The following is a 20,582-nucleotide window of genomic DNA, read 5'->3' on the forward strand; positions in this document are numbered from 1 at the left end:
TGGTTCGGGGATCAGAGGGCGCGGTGCTTGGCTTCGCCGAAGAACGGCGTGTGGTGGGCGCAGTCGTTCAGGCGCACCACTTCCAGGCTGTCCAGGTCGGCGCCCTCGAGCAGGTTGAGCGTGGTCGGTGCCTGGCGGAAGGTCCACAGGCGGGAGATCGGCAGGCCCAGCACCTTGCACAGGATCACGCGGTTGACCGCGTCATGCGCGACCACCAGCAGGGTGTCGTGCTCGCCGAGGCCTTCGGTGGCACGGGCCAGGCCACGCCAGCTGCGTTCCAGCACCAGGCGCAGCGATTCGCCGCCGGGCATCAGCACGGTATCCGGTTCCTCGCGCCAGGCCTGCAGGCGCGACGGATCCTTTTCGTTGATTTCGCTGGCCAGCAGGCCTTCCCATTCGCCGTGGGCGATTTCCTGCAGCTCCGGCTCGGTCAGCAGCATGTCGGCGCGGGCGGCGCCAAGCGCCAGCTGCGCGGTGCGCTGCGCGCGCGACAGCGGCGAGGCAACGGCACGGGTGATGTCCACCGAGGCCAAGCGGGCGCCAAGCGCCTGGGCCTGGGCTTCGCCGATCGGCGAAAGCGGAATATCGATCTGGCCCTGGTAGCGGCCTTCGGCGTTCCACGGCGTTTCGCCGTGGCGGGCAAGCAGGATGCGCATGCGTGCAAGGGTCCTGGGGGGAGGAGGTTTCCGCGTTTCGTTCACATCCTGTGAAGTGCGCGGAACAGGGATGATACCTGTTCGGCGCACCCGGCCGGGCAGCTAGGGATGGAGTGCAACCAACGACGTCGAAGCGGACAGGCACGTTCACTTTGCAATATGCAACTAATCTGATGGTATTGCTGGCACCGGACGTCCACGCTTGGAGCCTTTGCGGGCCGATCAATGTCCAATCGATCCTATCTGTGCTGCAGCCCCCTGCCGGGCATCTATCCCAGCTTCTCCGTCGACTACGATTCCGACGTGCAGACACTGGCAAACGATGTCTACTGCATACCGCTGCTGTGGCCGGCGCTTTTCACACCCGAGGATTTCCAGCGGGCTGATTTCGAAGTCGATGGCGAAGTTGTGATCGGACAGGCACCTTCGGCACCCAAACAGAAAGTGCTCGAAACCCTTCGGCGCCGCCGCACAGGCGTCGTCCAGGCATTCAAGGGTATCGGTGATCTTGCTCCGTACGTGAACATGCTCGAACGGGTGATTGAAGACGCACCGTATGAGTTCATTTCAATCGAAATGGACGAAATTGCCGCCCTGAACGATCCCGAGGAAGATTTCTATGAAGCGTTCGAGCGCTTGTTGTCCGGATTGGATGCACCGGACGAAGACGTTTGCGAACAGCTGATCGCGCTGGCTGCAATGGAACACAGCTGGCCTATCCCATCCGTCCGCCTGCATCTCGACGGCCTTGAGGGCTCGGAAGATGACTACTGGAATCACTGTCGGGTGCTCGGAGCGGGCAGCGATGTGTCGGGAATGGGGCGCCCGGTTCCCTGGGAAACCGCTTAGGGCTGCTGACAAAAAACCCCGCGACAGACGTCGCGGGGTTTCAGGATTGCAGTAGATCCACGCCATGCGTGGATGCACCGCCAGGGACCGCGAACCTTACTTAACCAGGTTCAGCTCCTTCAGCAGCTGCGGCGCCGGCGCCACTTCCTGCATGATCCACTGCATGTAGCGGCTGTCGACGGCGATCATGCGGGTCATCACCGGATCGAACACCCAGTTGGAGCTGACCGATTCCCAGTTGCCATCGAAGGCCAGGCCGACCAGCTTGCCGTTGGCGTCCAGCACCGGCGAACCCGAGTTGCCGCCGGTGATGTCCAGGTTGGACAGGAAGTTCACCGGCACCGAACCGATGCGCTTGTCTTCCAGGCCGCCGTAACGCTTGGCCTTGACCGCATCGAGCAGCGCCTTCGGCGAATCGAACGGATCTTCACCGGTCTCCTTCGCCGCCACGCCTTCCAGGGTGGTGAACGGGGTGTACGTCACGCCGTCCTTGCCATAGCCCATGACGTTGCCGAAGGTGATGCGCAGCGACAGGTTGGCGTCCGGGTAGACAAACTCACCCTGGCTCTTCTTGTAGTCGGCCACGGCCTGCAGGTACAGCGGGCGCGCGGTCAGCGATTCGCCTTCGCGGATCTTCTTCTGCTCTTCCTGCTTCAGCAGTGCCGGCATGACAGCCACGGCGTACTGGATGGCCGGATCGCTGCTGGCTTCAAACGCGGCACGGTCGGCCTTGAACCACTTCAGGCGTGCATCCAGGCTGCCCAGCTCGGTGCCCGACAGCTTGGCCACCACCGACTTCACCGCAGCGGCATCGCTGCCGGCCAGCCACTTGTTCAGCACGTCATTGTCGCGCTGCGCGGCCGGCAGGGCCACGTACTGCTCCAGCCAGTAGGCCTGCAGCTGCTGGTCCATCTTCGCCACGTAGCGACGATCCATCTGCTTCAGGCCACCTTCGATGGTGGTCAGGTCGCGTTCCTGGTAACCGGCTTCGCGTTCGGCATCCGGCTTGCTGCGCTCGATCGACAGGCGGTACAGGGTGATCGCCGCGCCAACGGCCGAGGTGTTGTTGAACTGGCCGACGAACAGGTCGCGTTCGCGGGTGGCCTTGCTGGTATCCAGATGCTTGAGCAGCTGCGCGTGTGCGGCCAGGGCCGGCTTGCCGGCAGCGCCCTGCTTCTTCAGCCACGCCAGCACGGCGGCTTCTTCAGCCTGCTTCTGGCCAGCGGCGTCGATGCGCTTGAAGCCTTCCAGCTGGCCCAGGTAGTTCTTGGCCACGTTGTTCATGCTGGCGGCGGTGGCGGCGTACTTCACCTTGACGTCGGCGTCGGCCTTGCCGGCGTCGGCGATCAGCTTCAGCACCGCGTTGTAGTGCTTGGCGATGGTCGGGTAGGTGAAGCTGGCGGTTTCGTTGAACTCACCGGCCAGCGCGTAGCGGTTGGTGCGGCCCGGGTAGCCGGCCACCATCACGAAGTCGTCGGCGCCCAGCGGCTGGTCGGCGAACTTCAGGAAGTGCTTGGGCTGGTACGGCACGTTGTCGGCGGCGAAGGCGACCGGCTTGCCGTCCTTGCCGACGTAGGCGCGGTAGAACGAGAAATCGCCGGTGTGGCGTGGCCACATCCAGTTGTCGACGTCGCCGCCGAACTTGCCGACGCTGCCCGGGGGCGCGTAGACCAGGCGCACATCCTTGATTTCCATGTTGCGGAACAGGCGGTAGGTGTTGCCGCCGGAGAAACTGTACAGGCGGCAGCGGAAACCGGCATCGGCCTCACAGGCGGCAACCTGGGCCTTGTCGAAGGCGTCCAGCGCGCGGCTGCGGGCCAACGGGTCATTGCCGGCGGCGGCGATGGCGGCCTTGGCCTGGGCGGTGACGTCGGTGATCTGGTCGAGCACGAACACGCGGGCGTTCGGGCCGGCGCTCAGTTCGTCCTTCAGGGTCGGCGCGTTGAAGCCGTCCTTGATCAGGTTCTTCTGCGCGGTCGAATTCAGCTGGATGGCGCCATACGCGCAATGGTGGTTGGTGACCACCAGACCCTGCGGCGAGACGAAGCTGGCGGTGCAGCCGCCGAGGGCGACGACCGCGCCCATCGGGTCGCCGGTCAGGTTGGACAGCTGCTGCGGGGACAGCTTCAGGCCGGCCTTCTGCAGCGGGCCGGCGATTTCCGGCAGCTGCTGCGGCACCCACATGCCTTCAGCGGCATGGGCGACCTGGGCCAGCCCGAGGCTGGCGACGATGGAAAATGCAAGCAGGTTCGAGCGCATGGAGCGGCCCCTGGTAGTGGAACCTTCGATTGTAGCCCGCCGCCCTGCCCCGGCCCGAACCCCGGAAGTCATGGGCCTGCTTCTTGCTCTGCCACGCGCACGTCGGCCGCGCACACGGAAATCGTCCAGAGGGGGCGTGGTCACCCTGGACGGGACCGTTGGCGCCATGGGCCGGGCGCATGCGACTGGCGGGTTGGGCAGGACGCCCAACCCCGGTCTTGCCGTGTGCGCAGGATAGCGCGCACGAGCAAGGCGCCATCGAGCACCATGGATGGGCTTTTGCGTGTCCCGGCCAGGGTGACCACGCCCCCTTTCCCGGATCAGGGAGGCGCCGCTGTTCGCAGCACGTTCGAAACGCCCGTCGGCGCATGCCTTTCGTTCCGCCAAAGCACCCGCAGCGCAACATGGGAATTCCGTCCGGCACCCTATAATCCGCGCTTTCCCCCTGATGAGTTCCACCCCGATGGCGCAGCAAACGATGAAGGCCCTGGTCAAGCGCGAAGCAGCCAAGGGCATCTGGCTGGAAGAAGTTCCGGTGCCGACCCCCGGCCCGAACGAGGTCCTGATCAAGCTGGAGAAGACCGCGATCTGCGGCACCGACCTGCACATCTACCTGTGGGACGAGTGGAGCCAGCGCACCATCAAGCCGGGCCTGACCATCGGCCACGAATTCGTCGGCCGCGTCGCCGCGCTGGGCTCGGCAGTGACCGGCTATGAGATCGGCCAGCGCGTCTCGGCCGAAGGCCACATCGTCTGCGGTCATTGCCGCAACTGCCGGGGCGGCCGCCCGCACCTGTGTCCGAACACCGTCGGCATCGGCGTCAACGTCAACGGCGCGTTCGCCGAATACATGGTGATGCCGGCCAGCAACCTGTGGCCGATCCCGGACCAGATTCCGTCGGAGCTGGCCGCGTTCTTCGATCCTTACGGCAACGCCGCGCACTGTGCGCTGGAATTCGATGTGATCGGGGAGGACGTGCTGATCACCGGTGCCGGCCCGATCGGCATCATCGCCGCCGGCATCTGCAAGCACATCGGCGCGCGTAACGTAGTGGTGACCGACGTCAACGACTTCCGCCTGAAGCTGGCCGCCGACATGGGCGCTACCCGCGTGGTCAACGTGGCCAACCAGTCGCTGAAGGACGTGATGAAGGAACTGCACATGGAAGGCTTCGACGTGGGCCTGGAAATGAGCGGCAACCCGCGCGCTTTCAATGACATGCTCGACTGCATGTACCACGGCGGCAAGATCGCCATGCTGGGCATCATGCCCAAGGGCGCCGGCTGCGACTGGGACAAGATCATCTTCAAGGGCCTGACCGTGCAGGGCATCTACGGCCGCAAGATGTACGAGACCTGGTACAAGATGACCCAGCTGGTGCTGTCCGGCTTCCCGCTCGGCAAGGTGATGACCCACCAGCTGCCGATTGACGATTTCCAGAAGGGCTTCGACCTGATGGAAGAAGGCAAGGCCGGCAAAGTGGTATTGAGCTGGAACTGATCCGCCCCACGGTAGCGCCGGGCCATGCCCGGCGTCACCGGAATTAAAAAGGCGCCCGATGGGCGCCTTTTTCGCAATGCGTGCCAGGCAAGCCTGGCACCTACCGTAACGCCTGCGGCGTTACTTGCCGACGGCCACGCTCAGCATCACCCGGCTGTGGGCCAGCTTGCCGGAGTTGTCGCGGCCGTTGCCGTCGGTGCCGTAGTAGCCGAGGCCGACGTTGAACAGGCCGAACTGGCGTTCGACGCCGACGTTCCAGTCGGTATAGTCCTTGGCGATGCCGTCCTCGAAGGTGCTGCGGCCGACGTTGGCATTCAGGGTGAAGTCCTTCGGCAGGCCCCAGCTGCCGCCCAGGCCGAAGTACCAGCCATCGGTGCTGCTGTTCCAGACATCGTTGGTGTAGGCCACCGTCAGCTTGTAGGTCTCATCCAGCGTGGTGGTGGTGATCAGCTCGTTGTAGTTCAGCTCGCTGGCACCGAGGTAGGTGTAGCGATTCAGCAGCGCGTCGAAATTGACGCGGGGCGTGACGTCAACGCCGTAGCCGATCTGGTAGTCGACCTCGGTGCTCGGGTCGCCCGGACCGAAGTCGACGCCCGAACCCCAGACACCGGCATACAGGCCGACCGGCGAGGTGTAGGTGAAACCGGCCTGCAGGGTCGGCTTTTCGTCGGTCTGCGACACACCACGGAACAGGTAATCGGAAACGGCGGTGACGTTCCAGCTGTACGGCGATTCGTTTTCCTGAGCACTGGCCGCGAACGGGGCAGCCAGGGTCAAGGCAGCGGCAATGGCGAGGCAGGCACGGGCGTGCTTCATGAGCGTCTCCGGTGGGGGCGGTGGCGTGGCGCGGAAGGCGGGAGCGGCCGGAGCGGGACAGCGCCGGTTCACGAATTTTTAACCCGTTTGCTATTGCGATGCAACATGTGCCGGCCGTGGCGATGCCCCGCCCGGGCCGGTTGGCAAGCGGCGATGCCCGGTAGAATCGACGGTTTCCCGTTCAGAGCCGTGCCCACGCCATGACCGACGCCTCCTCCGCCCTGACCCGCCACTACGCCGAGGAACTGGACGCCATCCGCGCCCAGGGCCTGTTCAAGTCCGAGCGGATCATCACCAGCCCGCAGTCGGCCGAGATCACCCTCGACGACGGCCGCAAGGTGCTGAATTTCTGTGCCAACAACTACCTGGGCCTGGCCGACCATCCGGACCTGATCCAGGCCGCCAAGGACGCACTCGATACCCACGGCTTCGGCATGGCCTCGGTGCGCTTCATCTGCGGCACGCAAGACCTGCACAAGCAGCTGGAAAAGCAGATCGCCGACTTCTTCGGCAAGCAGGACACCATCCTGTACGCGGCCTGCTTCGATGCCAACGGCGGCCTGTTCGAGCCGCTGCTTGGCGAGAACGACGCGATCATTTCCGATGCACTGAACCATGCTTCGATCATCGACGGCGTGCGTCTGTGCAAGGCCAAGCGCTTCCGCTACGCCAACTGTGACATGGCCGATCTGGAAGCCCAGCTGCAGGCCGCCGATGCCGCCGGCTGCAAGACCAAGCTGATCACCACCGACGGCGTGTTCTCGATGGACGGCTTCATCGCGCCGCTGGACGAGATCACCGCGCTGGCAAAGAAGTACAACGCCCTGGTGCACATCGATGAATGCCACGCCACCGGCTTCCTCGGTGCCACCGGCCGCGGCTCGGCCGAGGTCAAGGGCGTGCTGGAGAAGATCGACATCATCACCGGCACTCTGGGCAAGGCCATGGGTGGCGCACTGGGCGGCTTCACCTGCGCCAGCGCCGAGGTGATCGAACTGCTGCGCCAGCGCTCGCGCCCGTACCTGTTCTCCAACTCGCTGCCGCCGCACGTGGTGGCCGCCGGCATCAAGGCGTTCGAAATGCTGGCTGCCGCTGACGACCTGCGCAGCACGCTGGCCGAGAACACCGCCTACTTCCGCGAAAAAATGACCGCGGCCGGTTTCGACGTGAAGCCGGGCGTACATCCGATCAGCCCGGTGATGCTGTACGACGCGCCGCTGGCACAGAAGTTCGCCGAGCGCCTGCTCGAAGAAGGCATCTACGCGATCGGTTTCTTCTTCCCGGTGGTACCCAAGGGCCAGGCGCGCATCCGCACCCAGATCAGCGCCGCGCACAGCCGCGAGCATCTGGACCGCGCGATCGATGCATTCACGCGCATCGGCGTCGAACTGGGCGTGGTCAAGGGCTGACCGCACCGGGGTCGGATCCCCAGGGGTAGCGCCGGGCCATGCCCGGCGATTTCCCGAAAGCCGCGCCATGCGCTCGCCGTGCACGGCCCGGCGCTACCGAAATGACGCGCGACGCGCGTCACTTCTTTTTCTTCTTGCCCTTCGGCTCGTCCTTGCTGGCCACCACCACCGGCTTGGCGGCGGCATCCTGGCCATTGCCCTTGGCTACGCGGATACCGTTGGCCTTCATCCAGGCATCGAACTCATCGGCGGTCATCTTCTTGTCGCCGTTGCTCATCAGGAAGCGGTAACTGCCGCGACCATCCAGCTCCGGGGTCTTCACTTCCACCACCGGGGTCTCGGCCGGCGTTTCCGCCTTGGCCACCTTCTTGTGGCCACCACAGGCGCTCAGCAGCACCATCGGCAGAAGCAGGCCTGCGCAGCGCAGGGTTTGATTGAGGGTCAGGTGGTACATGGCAGGCTCCGTTCGGGATATTCGACAGCCAGGCGCCCCCTACGCCTGGAACGGCGGCCGGCAAACGCCGGCCACGGGCGATGATCAGCCCGGTGCAGCGGCCCCCAGCCGCTGCTGGTCGCTGACCTGCAGGACCCGCCACTGGCCCTTGCCGAGATCGCCGAGCTGCAGCCCGCCGATCGCGACCCGGACCAGGCGCAGCACCTGCAGGTCGAAGGCCGCCAACAGGCGGCGGATATGGCGATTGCGGCCCTCGTCGAGGACCACCTCCAGCCATGCGGTCTTGTCGCCACTGCGCAGTACGCGCACGGCACGGGCGGCGAGGAACTCGCCCTCGTCCTCCACGCCGGCCCGCAGTGCCGCCAGCGTGGCGTCATCGGGCAGGCCATCAACCTGCACGTGGTAGGTCTTGTCCGGCCCGGTCTGCGGGTCGGTCAGGCGCGCCGCCCACTGCGGATCGTTGCTGAACAGCAACAGCCCTTCACTGGCCTTGTCCAGGCGCCCGACCGGCGCGATCCACGGCAGCCCCGCGCCATCGAAACAGCGGTAGACGGTGTCGCGGCCGCGCTCGTCCTGCGCGGTGGTCACTACCCCGCGCGGTTTGTTGAGCATCAGGTACAGGCGCTGTGGCGCGCCCATGGGCTGGCCATCGACCTCGATCGGCGGCACCGGCTGGCCAATCGGAAATTCCGGGTCGCGCACGATCCGGCCGGACACGCGTACGCGGCCTTCGGCAATCCAGCGCGCGGCCTCGCTGCGCGAGCACACGCCGGCCTTGGACAGTACGCGCGCCAGGCCATGGCGGACACCGGCGGAAGCGGCAGCGGAAGTCGCACGCCCACGCGGTGCGTGGGAGCGGGCAGCGGGGGCAGCAGGTGGGCGGCGCGTGCGCAAGCCTCTGCTCCCCGCGGTGCTTATTTCTTGTCGACCGGCTTGGTCTCAGCCGGTGCTTCAGCCGCCGCCGGCGTGGCGGCCGGGGCCGGACGCGCCTTGACCACGCGCACACCGCGCGCCTTCATCCAGGCGTCGAACTCTTCGGCGGTCATGCGCTTGCCGTTCTGGCTCATGTCGAAGCGCCAGGGCGTGTTGTCGAATTCGGTCTGCGGCTTGTAGGCCGTCGGATCGTTCGGCTTCACCGCCGGTGCGCTAGGGATGGCCTTGGCGATGTTCTGGCAGCCGTCGATGCGCAGGCGCTGCAGCACCTGGTCCAGCGACTGCGACGGATCGTAGTTGCTGCTCAGCACACCGGCCGGCATGCCCAGCTGGTTGCCACGGATGTACAGCTCGTCGGCAACCGGCGCGATGGTCGTGGCCGGCAACGGCAGCGGCGAGGCGCTGGTGTTGACCGAGCAATCGACCGCAGCGTGGGCGGCGGGAACCAGGGCCAGCGCCAGGAAGGCGGCCGATGCAGAGCGCAGCATGAGGGGCATCCAGGAAAGGAAGGGACGCGGCGAGTTTAGCAATGCCGCGACAGCTTTCAAGCGCCACTTTCAATGAATACGGCAACTCATTGGTTTTAAGGATAAAAACCCGACGAACGGTTACTTGCAGACCACCAGATGCCTGGATTGAGTGCCGCAGAAACAACAAGACCCGGCCGAAGCCGGGTCCTGCTGTGTCCTACTGGCAGAGCGTCAGAACTTAGTTCTGGACGTTCAGCTCGGTACGACGGTTCTTGGCGCGACCTTCCGGGTTGTCCGAACCATCCGGGTTGGTGTTCGGAGCAATCGGACGGCTCTCGCCGTAGCCGATCGGGCCGACCAGGCGACCGGCGTCAACGCCGTTCTTGGTCAGGTAGTTGTACACGGCGGTGGCGCGACGCTCCGACAGCTTCTGGTTGTAAGCGTCGGTACCCTTCGAGTCGGTGTGACCGGCAACTTCAACGCGCAGATCCGGGTAACGCTTCAGGATCTCGGTGGCTTCGCTCAGGATCGCCACGGCGTCCGGACGCAGGTTCGACTTGTCGAAGTCGAAGTTGACGCCCTTCAGGTCGATGGAGACCGGCACCGGGCAACCGTCCGGACCGATGGTCTGACCCGGCTGCGAGTTCGGGCACTTGTCGTCGCAGTTGTTGACGCCGTCACCGTCGTCGTCCAGATCGGCGCAGCTCGGGGCAACCGGAGCCGGAGCCGGAGCAGCCGCGACCGGAGCCGGGCCCAGCGGGATCACGACGCCGACCGAAGCCAGCACGTCACCGAACCAGTCTTCGTTCGGAGCGGCAACGCTCTGGTCGTCGAAGTCAGCGCGGTAAGCCACTTCGGCGCGGACAGCAACGCGCTTTTCGAAGGTGGTCTGCAGGCCGACGCCCAGCTTGGCGGCAACGTTGCCGTCCTTACGCTGGCGCGGACCGTTGGCATTCAGCGCCGGGTACTCTTCTTCCGACTTCTGGTAGCCCAGGCCACCGACGATGTACGGGTTCCAGCCGCGGCCTTCCTTGATGAAGTGGCGACGCAGGTCCAGCGAGACGCCGTACTGCGACCAGTTCAGGTCCTTGTTCGAATCGAAGTTCGGGTTCTGATAGTTCAGCTCACCGTCCAGCGACCAGTTCGGGCTGATGAACTTGCCCAGGCCCAGGGTCACGAACGGAGCATCATTGGTCAGACGGTCGCTGTCCTGGAAGTTGAAGCCGGCCGAACCGGTCAGGTACCAGCGGTCATCGAACTCCTGCGCCGAAGCTGCCTGGGCGAAAGCCAGGCCGCCCAGCAGCGCGGCAGTAAGGATCTTCTTGTTCATTGAGTACAGCTCCTATTTCGGGGGTATGAAACCGGTAGAGGCATGGGCCAGCACAAGTGCGTCGATGTACGACAGCCGATTCAGCACGCCACCGCCGCGAACATTATGCTCAGGCGGGTGAAGGCCATGTTAACAGTCCCGTAACATGTGAAGTGTTGCGCCCGACCGTCCATCGGTCCGACGTTGAAACCCTATACAGGATGATGAAAATCCGCAAGACCCTCACGCTGCAAGGGTTTGACGGGGTTTAGGCGTTGGAAACGACACATTGCGCAGCGCGCTGCGATGAGCAGTTCAGCGTCTCTGCGAAAAGGTGAGGAACCTTATGATGGAACCACGAACCCAGCCGGAGCCGTGATGAAAGCCGTCGCCCTGAGTCGTGAGTCCGCCCCCGCGTTGTGCGATATCCGCCTTCCTCCGCCGCTGCCTCCACGGGGGCGCGACCTGCTGGTGCGGGTCGAGGCGATTTCGGTCAACCCGGTCGACGGCAAGCAGCGCGCCAGCACGGATCCAGCCACGCTCCAGGCACCTCGCATCCTTGGCTGGGACGCGGCCGGCGTAGTGGAGGCGATCGGCGACGAGGCCAGCCTGTTCGCGTCCGGTGATGAGGTCTATTACGCCGGTGATGTCACCCGCCCGGGGTGCAACGCGCAGTACCAATGGGTGGACGAACGTCTGGTCGCGCGCAAACCCACGACGCTGGATTTCGCCGAGGCCGCGGCACTGCCGCTGACCACGCTCACTGCCTGGGAACTGCTGTTCGAGCGCATGCCCCTGCGGCTGGATGATTGCCGCCACGCCGGCCAGAACCTGCTGGTGATCGGCGGTGCGGGCGGCGTCGGCTCGATGGCGATCCAGCTGGCCCGCCATGCGGGTTTCGAGGTGATCGCCACTGCGTCGCGCGAAGCCTCGGCCGACTGGTGCCGGCAGATGGGTGCCCGGCACGTGATTGATCACCGGCAGCCGCTCCAGGCCCAGCTGCATGCGCTCGGCATCGACGCGGTGCAGGTCGCACTCAACCTGGCCGACACCGACCAGTACTGGGATGAGCTGGGCCAGCTGCTGGCGCCGCAGGGACATGTCGGGCTGATCGTCGAGCCACGTGGCCCGCTGCGCATCGGCGATCCCTACAAGGCCAAGTGCATCGGCATCCACTGGGAATTCATGTTCGCGCGCTCGCGCTTTGCCACCGCCGACCGCATCGAACAGCACCGCATCCTCAGCCGCGCCGCCAGCATGATCGATGCTGGCCAGCTGCGCGGCACGCTCGGTGAGTCACTGGGCACGATCAATGCGGCAAATCTGGACATTGCGCATCAGCGCCTGGCCAGCGGACGCACGGTGGGCAAGCTGGCACTGGTGGGCTGGGACGACTGAAGCGTCATGTAGAGCCGAGCCCATGCTCGGCTGGTGGTGCCAGGCAAAGCAGCCGAGCATGGGCTCGGCTCTACAGATTCCGCCTGTAGCGGCGGATTGGTCGGCATCTGTATCTATTGAAGTGACTGGATCGGGATTACGGTGGAAACAGATTCCTCTCCCCCGAGCCCACCGTGCCCACCGCCCTGCCCCTGCGCCTGCTGCAACTGATCACCGGCCTGTTCCTGTACGGCTTTGGTGCTTCGCTGATGATCCGTGCCGCCATCGGCGTGGCGCCGTGGGATGTGCTGTCACAGGGCATCGCCGCGCAGACCCCGCTCTCGTTTGGCCTGGCCACCAATGTGATTGGCGCACTGGTGCTGCTGCTGTGGTGGCCGCTGCGGCAGAAGCCGGGCGTCGGCACCGTGCTCAACGTGATGCTGATCGGTCCCTCCGCGCAGTTCGGGCTGTGGCTGCTGCCGCCGGCCGTCGGCCTTGGCTGGCAACTGACGATGTTCTGCGCGGGCATGCTGCTGGTGGCATTGGCCACCGGCCTGTACATCGGCGCCCGCCTCGGCCCGGGTCCACGCGATGGCCTCATGACCGGCCTGCATGCCCGCACCGGCTGGGCGATCTGGAAGGTGCGCAGCCTCATCGAAGGCAGCGTGCTGCTGCTGGGCTGGTGGCTGGGCGGCAACGTCGGCCTCGGCACCCTCGCCTTCGCCCTGCTGATCGGCCCGCTGTGCGGCGTCACCCTGGGCTGGTTCGGGATCGGCCGCCGCCCGGTCGTGCCGACCGCAGGCCGACAACCACAATCGCCCTGAGTTGACCCGAATGCCGGCCAGCGGCCGGCACTACCGCCCCCCGAGTTCGGGGGCAGCGCTGCAGGCGCGATCCAGCGGCCCTTGCCCCGGCCGCCATTTCGCGGCACGCTTCGCGCTTCCGTACGCAAGCGTATCGACTATGTCGCCAGCCAACGAAAGCGCCTATCCCCATCTGTTCGCCCCGCTGGATCTGGGCTTCACCCAGCTGCGCAACCGCGTCCTGATGGGCTCGATGCACACCGGACTGGAAGATCGCGCCCGCGACTTCCCAAGGTTGGCGGCCTACTTCGCCGAACGCGCCGAGGGCGGCGTTGGCCTGATCGTCACCGGCGGCTTTGCACCGAACGTGGTGGGCTGGCTGAAGCCCTTTGGCGGCAAGTTGTCCTGGCCCTGGGAGGTACGCCCGCACCGGCAGCTCACCGCCGCCGCGCACCAGCACGGCGCGAAGATCTGCCTGCAGCTGCTGCACGCCGGCCGCTATGCCTATCACCCGCTGTCGGTGGCACCGTCGAAGCTGAAGGCGCCGATCAACCCGTTCACCCCGCGCGCGCTGTCGGCCAGTGGCGTCGAGCGGCATATCGCCGACTACGCGCGCAGCGCGAAGCTGGCCCGCGAGGCCGGCTACAACGGGGTGGAGGTGATGGGCTCGGAGGGCTACCTCATCAACGAGTTCATTGCCCCGCGCACCAACAAGCGCTCCGACCGCTGGGGTGGCGACGCCAACCAACGCATGCGCTTTGCAGTGGAGATCGTGCGCCGCATCCGCGAGGCCTGCGGCCCGGACTTCATCATCATCTACCGCCTGTCGCTGGTCGACCTGGTGGACGACGGCAGCAACTGGGACGAGATCGTGCAGCAGGCGCAGGCCATCGAGGCGGCTGGCGCGACGATCATCAATTCCGGCATCGGCTGGCACGAGGCGCGCATTCCGACCATCGCCACCTCGGTGCCGCGTGCGGCCTTCGCCGGTGTCACCGCCAAACTGAAACCGCATGTGACGCTGCCGCTGGTGGCGACCAACCGCATCAACATGCCCGACGTCGCCGAACGCATCCTCGCCGGCGGCGGCGCCGACATGGTGTCGCTGGCACGTCCGCTGCTGGCCGACCCGCAATGGCCCAACAAGGCCCGTGCAGGCCGCGCGGAAGCGATCAATACCTGCATCGCCTGCAACCAGGCCTGCCTGGACCACGTGTTCGAGAACAAGCTGGCCAGCTGCCTGGTCAATCCGCGCGCCGCGCACGAGACCGAACTGGTCTATCGCCCCACCCCCGCGCCGAAGAAGGTTGCCGTGGTCGGTGCCGGCCCGGCCGGCCTGGCCTGTGCCACTGTCGCGGCCCAGCGTGGCCACCAGGTCACCCTGTTCGATGCCCACGATGAGATCGGCGGCCAGTTCAACGTGGCCAAGCGCATCCCCGGCAAGGAAGAGTTCCACGAAACCCTGCGCTATTTCCGCCACAAGCTGGCCGAAACCGGCGTGCAGCTGCGCCTGAACACCCGCGCCGACGCGTCCAGCCTGGCCGGCTTCGACGAGGTGGTGCTGGCCACCGGCATCACCCCGCGCAAGGTCGGCTTCCCCGGCGCCGACCACGCCAAGGTGGTCAGTTATCTGGACGTACTGCTGGGCCGCGTCGAAGTGGGCGCCACTGCCGCGATCATCGGCGCCGGCGGCATCGGCTTCGACGTCGGCGAATTCCTCAGCCACGCTGGCGAGTCGCCGTCGCTGGACCCGCAGCGCTGGATGGCCGAATGGGGCGTGGACGCCAGCTTCGAGGCACGCGGCTCGCTGGGCCGGCCCGAGGTCGAGCCGTCACCGCGGCGCCTGTGGCTGCTGCAGCGCAGCGCCGGCAAGCCCGGCGCGCGACTGGGCAAGACCACCGGTTGGATCCACCGCGCCACACTGAAGGCCAAGGGCGTGCGCATGCTCGGTGGCGTCGAGTACCTGGGCGTGGACGATCAAGGCCTGCGCATCCGCGTGGAAGGCAGCGAACAGTTGCTGCCGGTAGACCATGTGGTGATCTGCGCCGGGCAGGAACCGAACCGCGCATTGCAGGCCGAACTGCAGGCGGCCGGCATCAACGCGCAGCTGATCGGCGGTGCCGACGTGGCCGCCGAACTCGATGCGAAACGCGCCATCGACCAGGGCAGCCGGGTCGCCGCTGCGCTCTGATGAGCGCCTGAATGGGGGACGGAATGTGATTTCCGTCACCCCGGTTGAACCTGAATGTCAAGCCGAGCGGTTCACGATGCGTTCGGCTATGCCCCCCTACCTTGCGCCATCTTTCCGCTCACCAGCCAGTTTCCGGTGAGCCGGCGTGGCCCCACCGATCAGTACTGATCGATTCTTTTTGGGGCTGCCCACGGGGCGGCCCCGATGGCCGCCTCCCCATGACGCCAAGTCGTACCCCGCCTCCTGTCGCCCCCGCGGCCGGAACCGGAAGGTGCGGCCCATACGGAGCAAGGAGTTATATGAAACTGGCCTGGATTCTCTGGCTGTCGCAGTTGTTGCCGCAGCCGGCCGCTGATTCACTGTGTCTGAGCACCACCGTTTACCTGGAAGCCCGCGACCAGACCCTGCGCGGCCAGCAGGCCGTCGCCGAGGTCGCCCTGCGTCGCCTTGACAGCGGCCTGTGGGGCGACTCGATGTGCCAGGTCGTCACCGCGCGCAAGCAGTTCGCACCGACCATCGTCTCCCCCGGCACCCAGCTGGGCAATGACGCGGCGTGGAGCGAGGCGATGAACGTCGCTTTCGACGCCGAGCGCAACTGGGCGCTGCCGGCCGGCGAGCGCCGCGAGATCGTGCCCGGTGCCAGCCACTTCGCCGCGCTGTCCATCGCCAGCCCGAACTGGCGCAATGCCTACCAGGTGGCCACCATCGGCGATCACACCTTCTATAAGGTGCAGAACCTCAAGCCGCGGCAGTCGTAACGATCCGTGCCGGCGGCAGCGTTGCCGCCTGCCGGCAGGCTCTGGGATAGTGGGCGTTTCCCGCCCGCATCACCTGGAGTTCCCATGAAGCTGTACAGCAAGCCCGGTGCCTGTTCCACCGCCGACCACATCGCCCTGCAGTGGACCGGCCAGCCGTTCGAGGTTGAACTGCTGAACAAGGACACCCTGAAGGGTCCGGAATTCCTCAAGATCAATCCGGCCGGTGCGGTGCCCGCGCTGGTCGACGGAGACTTCGTGCTGCTGCAGAACGCCGCGATCATGGGCTATATCGCCGACAGCTTCCCGCAGGCCGGCCTCGGCGGTGACGGCAGCCCGCGCCAGCGCGCCGAAGCCACCCGCTGGCTGGCGTTCGTCAATTCCGACGTGCACCCGGCCTTCTCGCCGCTGTTCGCGCCGGGCAAGTTCATTGCCGACGAAGGCCAGTACGACGCGATCCGCGCCGCCGCGCACAAGCGCCTGCGTGGCCTGTTCGAGACCGCCGACAGGCAGCTGGCCGACAAGCCCTGGCTGGCCGGCTTCCGCAGCTTCGCCGACCCGTACTTCTACATCACCCTGCGCTGGGCCGCCGGCACCAAGGTCGACCTGTCGGGCCTGGACAATCTGGCCGCCTACAAGGCGCGCATGGACGCCGATGCCGGCGTGCAGGCCGCACTGAAGGCCGAAGGGCTGGCCTGATCATGACCCGGGGTCAGAGCCGTTCGCGTGGCGGACGGGCCTGACCCCTCTGCCCTGCGCAGGCTGGGGCCGATACGCCAGGGCGTGGTCAACCGATCTGGCGGATCACTTCACCGTTGGCATCGCGCAGGTAGGTCGGCATCACTTCGATGCGCAGCGCCCCCGCCAGCGGGTAAACCCCGCGCTCGGCGCGCACCCCTGCCAGGGCCTGCAGGCCCGCCTCGTCCAGTGACCAGCGCGCGCTGTCGGCGGATACGTCCGCCGCTTCACCGCCCCCGTTCGCGACGAACTCCCACTGCCGCTCGCGGCTGACCAGTTCCAGCGATCTGCCGTGGCGCAGGCGCAAGGGCAGCAGCTCGCACACGCGGGCCACCTGGCCGGCGCCGAGCACCAGCGTGGTGACGCCCGCCTCCTGCCGCCAGTCCAACGTCTCGATGAACAGCATGCCGGTGCTGGAGCCCTCGCGCTCGCTGCCTTCCCGCACCTGCGCGGCAAGCGCCTGGTCCTCCAGCAGGTTGCCGCGGTGCAGGTCGCTGATCCACAGTGGCATTGCCGGCTGCAGTACCTGCAGCACGCCGCGCGTGGACCAGCGCTTGACCGCTTCCATCTCCTCATCGGTCAGCCCGACCAGCTGCAGGAACTGCAGGTGGCCATTGGCGGTGTCGCGTGCCGGCAACTGCGGGTCGGCAATGAACGCCAGATGGCACAGCCGCGTGTCGGTCTCCAGCGCGATCGGGCCGTTGGCATTCAGATGGTGGCCATCCTCGAACACGTTGCCGCTGGCGAACACATAACGCGCCAGATTCTGCAGCAGGTTCATCGGCCACACCGGCGGCGTGCTGCCGGCGTTCTCACCGGCCTCGGCAGCCAGACGGAAGGTCAGCTCGAAGCCATAACCGCTGGCATCTGCATCACTGCTCTCCTTGGCGTACAGCTCGGAGAAGCCGTAGGTGATGTAATGCCAGTGCGGTACCGGCGCATCCGCCCAGTACACGCTGATGCCATCCAGTGGATCCTGGCCACCGAGCGTGTACGGAAGCGCGGTGCCGAAGTGACGTGGCTCCTGCCCGGCATACAGCGGCGCCAGCGCCGCATTGATCGCGTCCCAGCCGGGGGTGTCGGTGTCGTCGTGGTCGTCCTGCACGCGGGACTCCTTGTAGGGAAGTGAACCGATCACTTTACGCGGTGGCTCAGGCCTGCACGACCTCACTGCCAGCGTTCAGCACCGCCGCCTGGGTTTCCTGCCACCAGCGCTGCGCCAATGCCGGGCTGCGCGCCTTGCCCACCGCCGCCAGCAACTCCGGGCACAAGCGCTCCAGCGCCAGCGCATCGGTGCAGCGTTCGATCTTCAACTGCATGAAGTAGCCCTTCAGGCCCAGGTGGCGGCGCACCGCCTCGCTCATCGCGTCGTACAACTGCTGGTACAGCGCCGGGTCCTGTTCGCGCCCGGTGCTGATGCCGCGCGCCGGCGCCACCTCTGCGCTTCCGCCGATCACTTCGATCAGGCCCTGTGCTGACAATTGCTCCAGCGCGTCCGGTGGTGCCCGCAGGCCTTCGAACAGGCCACGCAGTTCGGTGTCGTTGCGATGGCCATCGACCATCAGCAGGATCGAACGCAGTGCCGCCGGCAGGCGCCGGCTACGGTCTTCGATTTCCTGACGGCCAGCAGCCGTCTTGGCGTGCAGCAATGCCATTGCCTCCCCCTCCCTCGATGCGCCACTCCGGCGGGCCCTCGCGGACACGCCCCCCTGCAACCGAGCTTAGCGCACCGATTGCAGGGAGGAAGCTGCGGTGCAGCAACGGCCTCCCCTGTAGAGCCGAGCCCATGCTCGGCTGCTTTGGCAAGGCATGCGGAGCCGAGCATCGGCTCGGCTCTACAGAAGCAGGTCAGCGGCCCAGCGCGCGGCGGATCTCCTCCAGCGCGCCGGGGTCGTCCAGCGTCGACAGGTCGCCCGGGTCGCGCTGCTCGGCCAACGCCTGCAACGAGCGCCGCAGCAGCTTGCCCGAACGGGTCTTGGGCAGCGCGTTGACCACGTGCACGTGCGCCGGGCGCGCCACCGCGCCGAGCGAGGTGGTCACCGTGGCCATCATCTCGGCCACCACCGGCGCCGGATCCTCGCCATCCAGGCCCTGCTTGAGGGTGACGAACACCAGCGGCACCTGCCCCTTCAGTTCGTCCTTGACGCCGATCACCGCTGCCTCGGCCACGCGCGGGTGGCTCGAAATGGCCTCTTCGATCTCGCGCGTGCCCAGCCGGTGCCCGGCTACGTTGATCACATCATCGGTACGGCCGAGGATGAAGGTGTAGCCATCGTCGTCGCGGATCGCCCAGTCCAGCGAGCTGTACAGCAGTTCCTTGAAATGGCTGAAGTAGCTCTGCAGGAAGCGGTTGTCGTCGTTCCACACCGTGCTCATGCAGCCCGGCGGCAACGGTGGCGACACCACCAGCACCCCCTTCTGCCCCGGTGCGACTTCCTCGCCGGTGTTCTCGTCGATCACCTTCATCCGGTAGCCGAGGTTGGGGAAGCCCGGCGAACCGAAGCGCACCGGCTTCATCTCCAGGCCCGGCAGCAGGGTCAGCGCCGGCCAGCCGGTCTCGGTCTGCCAGTAGTTGTCGATGATCGGCTTGCCGAGCGCTTCGCTGATCCAGTGCGCGGTCGGTTCGTCCAGCGGCTCGCCGGCCAGGAACAGGTATTTCAGGGCGCGCAGGTCGTGGCGATGGATGAAGTCCGCATCGTGCTTCTTCAGCACGCGGATGGCAGTGGGGGACGAGAACATCGTGCGCACGTTGTACTGCTCGCACAGCGCCCACCAGATGCCCGGGTCCGGGTTGGTCGGCAGCCCTTCGTACAGCAGCGAGGTGCAGCCGCCGATCAGCGGGCCGTACACATTGTAGGAATGGCCTACCGCCCAGCCGACATCGGAAGTGGAGAACATCACCTGCCCCGGCCTGCAGTCGAACACGGTTTCCATCGACTGTGCCATCGCCACCGCGTAGCCGCCCACGTCGCGCTGCACGCCCTTCGGCTTGCCGGTGGTGCCCGAGGTATACAACAGGTAGCTCGGCTCGCTCGATTCCAGCCACTGCACCGGCACGTCGACCTCACCGATCTGCGCACGCAGCGCGGCGTACTCCACATCGCGGCCCGGCACGCGTGGTTCGGCGGCATCCAGTCCGCGCGACACGATCAGCACGTGCGGCGGTGGCGACGTGGCTTCGGCGCAGGCTGCATCGACCATCGGCTTGTACGGAATCAGCTTGCCACCGCGCATGCCGGCATCGGCGGCGATCAGCAGCTTCGGCTTGGCATCGTCGATGCGCAGCGCCAGGTTGTGCGCGGCGAAGCCACCGAACACCACCGAATGCACCGCACCGATGCGCGCGCAGGCCAGCATCGCGAACACGGCTTCGGCCATGTTCGGCATGTAGATCACCACGCGGTCACCATGGCCGACGCCGAGGTGCCTGAGCACGGCGGCGAAGTCGTTCACTTCGCGATACAGCTGGCGATAGGTGATTTCGCGGGTGCTGTTGGTTTCGGTGGAGATGGCGACCAGTGCGAGCTGGTCGGCGCGCTCGGCCAGGTGGCGGTCGACGGCGTTGTAGCAGAGATTGGTTTCGCCGCCGACGAACCAGCGCCGGAACGGCGGATTGCTGTAGTCGAGCACCTGCTGCGGCGGTTTGTGCCAATGGATGCGCTTGGCTTCCTCGCCCCAGAAGGCCTCCGGCTCGTCGATCGAGCGACGGTAGGTTTCCTCGTAGTTCATGACGCAGCCCTCCCAGACGAAGTCATGGGTTCGAGGATAGTCCGGCGCTGGCGCGCGGGCCGCCCTACCTTGGTAGGGGGGGTGGGTTTGTTCTGCAGGGCTTTGCAGCCCTGCACCCGTGGTAGTGCCGGCCGCTGGCCGGCAACAGCATCAGCAACAGCAGAAGCTGGTTTCCTGGGGGATGGCGGGGTGGGTCCGGTTGCGGCGGACGCCGTGAATCCCCAGTCCGGCCCAGCCGCTGGCGGCTGGGCGTTCGGGCGCTTGCGAAGCAATGCTTCGCAAGCGAAGCGCCCTCACCCATGGGGGCTCGGTCGCGCCTTGCTCGTGTGCGCT

Annotated in this window: 18 protein-coding genes; 8 read left to right on the forward strand and 10 right to left on the reverse strand. The window is 66.4% G+C overall.

What is annotated here, in order from left to right; genetic code table 11:
• Positions 1–11: 11 nt before the first annotated feature.
• Entirely contained in the window at positions 12–656 is a 645-nt protein-coding gene (locus tag VG543_RS03825; protein ID WP_010483945.1) for a histidine phosphatase family protein, read from the reverse strand.
• Between the two features lie 225 nt (positions 657–881).
• On the opposite strand from VG543_RS03825, the gene VG543_RS03830 reads away from it, so the two are divergent.
• Positions 882–1,505, forward strand: a complete 624-nt coding sequence (locus VG543_RS03830; RefSeq protein ID WP_111104139.1) for a hypothetical protein — start codon at positions 882–884, stop codon at positions 1,503–1,505.
• 96 nt (positions 1,506–1,601) lie between these two features.
• On the opposite strand, the gene VG543_RS03835 is transcribed toward VG543_RS03830, so the two are convergent.
• Positions 1,602–3,764, reverse strand: coding sequence for a S46 family peptidase (locus VG543_RS03835; RefSeq protein WP_423177755.1), 2,163 nt, complete (start codon positions 3,762–3,764; stop codon positions 1,602–1,604).
• A 478-nt stretch (positions 3,765–4,242) separates the two neighbouring features.
• On the opposite strand from VG543_RS03835, the gene tdh reads away from it, so the two are divergent.
• Positions 4,243–5,265: an L-threonine 3-dehydrogenase gene (gene tdh, locus VG543_RS03840; RefSeq protein WP_026346966.1), complete on the forward strand. Its 1,023-nt coding sequence runs from the start codon at positions 4,243–4,245 to the stop codon at positions 5,263–5,265.
• A 120-nt stretch (positions 5,266–5,385) separates the two neighbouring features.
• Here the strand turns inward: tdh and VG543_RS03845 are convergent, their stop codons facing one another.
• Complete coding sequence (locus VG543_RS03845) at positions 5,386–6,081, reverse strand: TorF family putative porin (RefSeq protein ID WP_262213480.1); 696 nt, start codon at positions 6,079–6,081, stop codon at positions 5,386–5,388.
• A 200-nt stretch (positions 6,082–6,281) separates the two neighbouring features.
• Between VG543_RS03845 and kbl the strand changes: the two genes are divergently transcribed.
• Positions 6,282–7,490 carry a glycine C-acetyltransferase gene (gene kbl / locus VG543_RS03850; RefSeq protein ID WP_005415440.1) on the forward strand — a complete coding sequence of 403 codons (1,209 nt, stop codon included), beginning with the start codon at positions 6,282–6,284 and terminating at the stop codon, positions 7,488–7,490.
• A gap of 118 nt (positions 7,491–7,608) precedes the next feature.
• Here the strand turns inward: kbl and VG543_RS03855 are convergent, their stop codons facing one another.
• From VG543_RS03855 to VG543_RS03870, 4 genes are all read right to left on the reverse strand, one after another.
• Positions 7,609–7,944, reverse strand: coding sequence for a hypothetical protein (locus VG543_RS03855; protein WP_019659556.1), 336 nt, complete (start codon positions 7,942–7,944; stop codon positions 7,609–7,611).
• A gap of 84 nt (positions 7,945–8,028) precedes the next feature.
• The gene (locus VG543_RS03860) at positions 8,029–8,838 is read right to left on the reverse strand and encodes a pseudouridine synthase (protein WP_019659557.1); all 810 of its coding nucleotides are present in this window, start codon (positions 8,836–8,838) and stop codon (positions 8,029–8,031) included.
• Positions 8,839–8,858: 20 nt separating this feature from the next.
• Positions 8,859–9,365 carry a hypothetical protein gene (locus VG543_RS03865; RefSeq protein ID WP_423177757.1) on the reverse strand — a complete coding sequence of 169 codons (507 nt, stop codon included), beginning with the start codon at positions 9,363–9,365 and terminating at the stop codon, positions 8,859–8,861.
• Between the two features lie 220 nt (positions 9,366–9,585).
• The gene (locus VG543_RS03870) at positions 9,586–10,677 is read right to left on the reverse strand and encodes an OmpA family protein (RefSeq protein ID WP_019659558.1); all 1,092 of its coding nucleotides are present in this window, start codon (positions 10,675–10,677) and stop codon (positions 9,586–9,588) included.
• Positions 10,678–11,034: 357 nt separating this feature from the next.
• Between VG543_RS03870 and VG543_RS03875 the strand changes: the two genes are divergently transcribed.
• The 5 genes from VG543_RS03875 to VG543_RS03895 all read left to right on the forward strand — a co-directional run bounded on the left by VG543_RS03875 (position 11,035) and on the right by VG543_RS03895 (position 16,481).
• The gene (locus VG543_RS03875) at positions 11,035–12,054 is read left to right on the forward strand and encodes a zinc-binding alcohol dehydrogenase family protein (protein ID WP_423177759.1); all 1,020 of its coding nucleotides are present in this window, start codon (positions 11,035–11,037) and stop codon (positions 12,052–12,054) included.
• A 173-nt stretch (positions 12,055–12,227) separates the two neighbouring features.
• Complete coding sequence (locus VG543_RS03880) at positions 12,228–12,857, forward strand: YczE/YyaS/YitT family protein (RefSeq protein WP_021202254.1); 630 nt, start codon at positions 12,228–12,230, stop codon at positions 12,855–12,857.
• A gap of 139 nt (positions 12,858–12,996) precedes the next feature.
• Positions 12,997–15,027: an FAD-dependent oxidoreductase gene (locus VG543_RS03885; RefSeq protein ID WP_423177760.1), complete on the forward strand. Its 2,031-nt coding sequence runs from the start codon at positions 12,997–12,999 to the stop codon at positions 15,025–15,027.
• A 299-nt stretch (positions 15,028–15,326) separates the two neighbouring features.
• Positions 15,327–15,785 (forward strand): cell wall hydrolase, encoded by a 459-nt coding sequence (locus VG543_RS03890; protein WP_004154513.1) that lies wholly within the window; start codon positions 15,327–15,329, stop codon positions 15,783–15,785.
• 84 nt (positions 15,786–15,869) lie between these two features.
• Positions 15,870–16,481, forward strand: a complete 612-nt coding sequence (locus VG543_RS03895; RefSeq protein ID WP_014646068.1) for a glutathione S-transferase N-terminal domain-containing protein — start codon at positions 15,870–15,872, stop codon at positions 16,479–16,481.
• A gap of 88 nt (positions 16,482–16,569) precedes the next feature.
• Here VG543_RS03895 and VG543_RS03900 read toward each other — a convergent pair whose 3' ends face one another.
• From VG543_RS03900 to prpE, 3 genes are all read right to left on the reverse strand, one after another.
• The gene (locus VG543_RS03900; protein ID WP_423177762.1) at positions 16,570–17,625 is read right to left on the reverse strand and encodes a suppressor of fused domain protein; all 1,056 of its coding nucleotides are present in this window, start codon (positions 17,623–17,625) and stop codon (positions 16,570–16,572) included.
• A 46-nt stretch (positions 17,626–17,671) separates the two neighbouring features.
• Entirely contained in the window at positions 17,672–18,175 is a 504-nt protein-coding gene (locus VG543_RS03905) for a hypothetical protein (RefSeq protein WP_014646066.1), read from the reverse strand.
• 193 nt (positions 18,176–18,368) lie between these two features.
• Positions 18,369–20,249 (reverse strand): propionate--CoA ligase, encoded by a 1,881-nt coding sequence (gene prpE / locus VG543_RS03910; RefSeq protein WP_423177764.1) that lies wholly within the window; start codon positions 20,247–20,249, stop codon positions 18,369–18,371.
• Positions 20,250–20,582: the final 333 nt, after the last annotated feature.

Source organism: Stenotrophomonas sp. CASM101 (genome assembly GCF_049384845.1).
Taxonomy (GTDB): Bacteria; Pseudomonadota; Gammaproteobacteria; order Xanthomonadales; family Xanthomonadaceae; genus Stenotrophomonas; species Stenotrophomonas hibiscicola.

Excerpts from the sequence above, each read along its gene's own strand:
- VG543_RS03870 (WP_019659558.1), bottom strand. The coding sequence starts at position 10,677 with ATGAACAAGAAGATCCTTACTGCCGCGCTGCTGGGCGGCCTGGCTTTC.
- prpE (WP_423177764.1), bottom strand. The coding sequence starts at position 20,249 with ATGAACTACGAGGAAACCTACCGTCGCTCGATCGACGAGCCGGAGGCC.
- VG543_RS03835 (WP_423177755.1), bottom strand. The coding sequence starts at position 3,764 with ATGCGCTCGAACCTGCTTGCATTTTCCATCGTCGCCAGCCTCGGGCTG.
- VG543_RS03895 (WP_014646068.1), top strand. The coding sequence starts at position 15,870 with ATGAAGCTGTACAGCAAGCCCGGTGCCTGTTCCACCGCCGACCACATC.
- VG543_RS03865 (WP_423177757.1), bottom strand. The coding sequence starts at position 9,365 with ATGCTGCGCTCTGCATCGGCCGCCTTCCTGGCGCTGGCCCTGGTTCCC.
- kbl (WP_005415440.1), top strand. The coding sequence starts at position 6,282 with ATGACCGACGCCTCCTCCGCCCTGACCCGCCACTACGCCGAGGAACTG.
- VG543_RS03855 (WP_019659556.1), bottom strand. The coding sequence starts at position 7,944 with ATGTACCACCTGACCCTCAATCAAACCCTGCGCTGCGCAGGCCTGCTT.
- VG543_RS03885 (WP_423177760.1), top strand. The coding sequence starts at position 12,997 with ATGTCGCCAGCCAACGAAAGCGCCTATCCCCATCTGTTCGCCCCGCTG.
- VG543_RS03890 (WP_004154513.1), top strand. The coding sequence starts at position 15,327 with ATGAAACTGGCCTGGATTCTCTGGCTGTCGCAGTTGTTGCCGCAGCCG.
- VG543_RS03875 (WP_423177759.1), top strand. The coding sequence starts at position 11,035 with ATGAAAGCCGTCGCCCTGAGTCGTGAGTCCGCCCCCGCGTTGTGCGAT.
- VG543_RS03845 (WP_262213480.1), bottom strand. The coding sequence starts at position 6,081 with ATGAAGCACGCCCGTGCCTGCCTCGCCATTGCCGCTGCCTTGACCCTG.
- VG543_RS03830 (WP_111104139.1), top strand. The coding sequence starts at position 882 with ATGTCCAATCGATCCTATCTGTGCTGCAGCCCCCTGCCGGGCATCTAT.
- VG543_RS03825 (WP_010483945.1), bottom strand. The coding sequence starts at position 656 with ATGCGCATCCTGCTTGCCCGCCACGGCGAAACGCCGTGGAACGCCGAA.
- VG543_RS03905 (WP_014646066.1), bottom strand. The coding sequence starts at position 18,175 with ATGGCATTGCTGCACGCCAAGACGGCTGCTGGCCGTCAGGAAATCGAA.
- tdh (WP_026346966.1), top strand. The coding sequence starts at position 4,243 with ATGAAGGCCCTGGTCAAGCGCGAAGCAGCCAAGGGCATCTGGCTGGAA.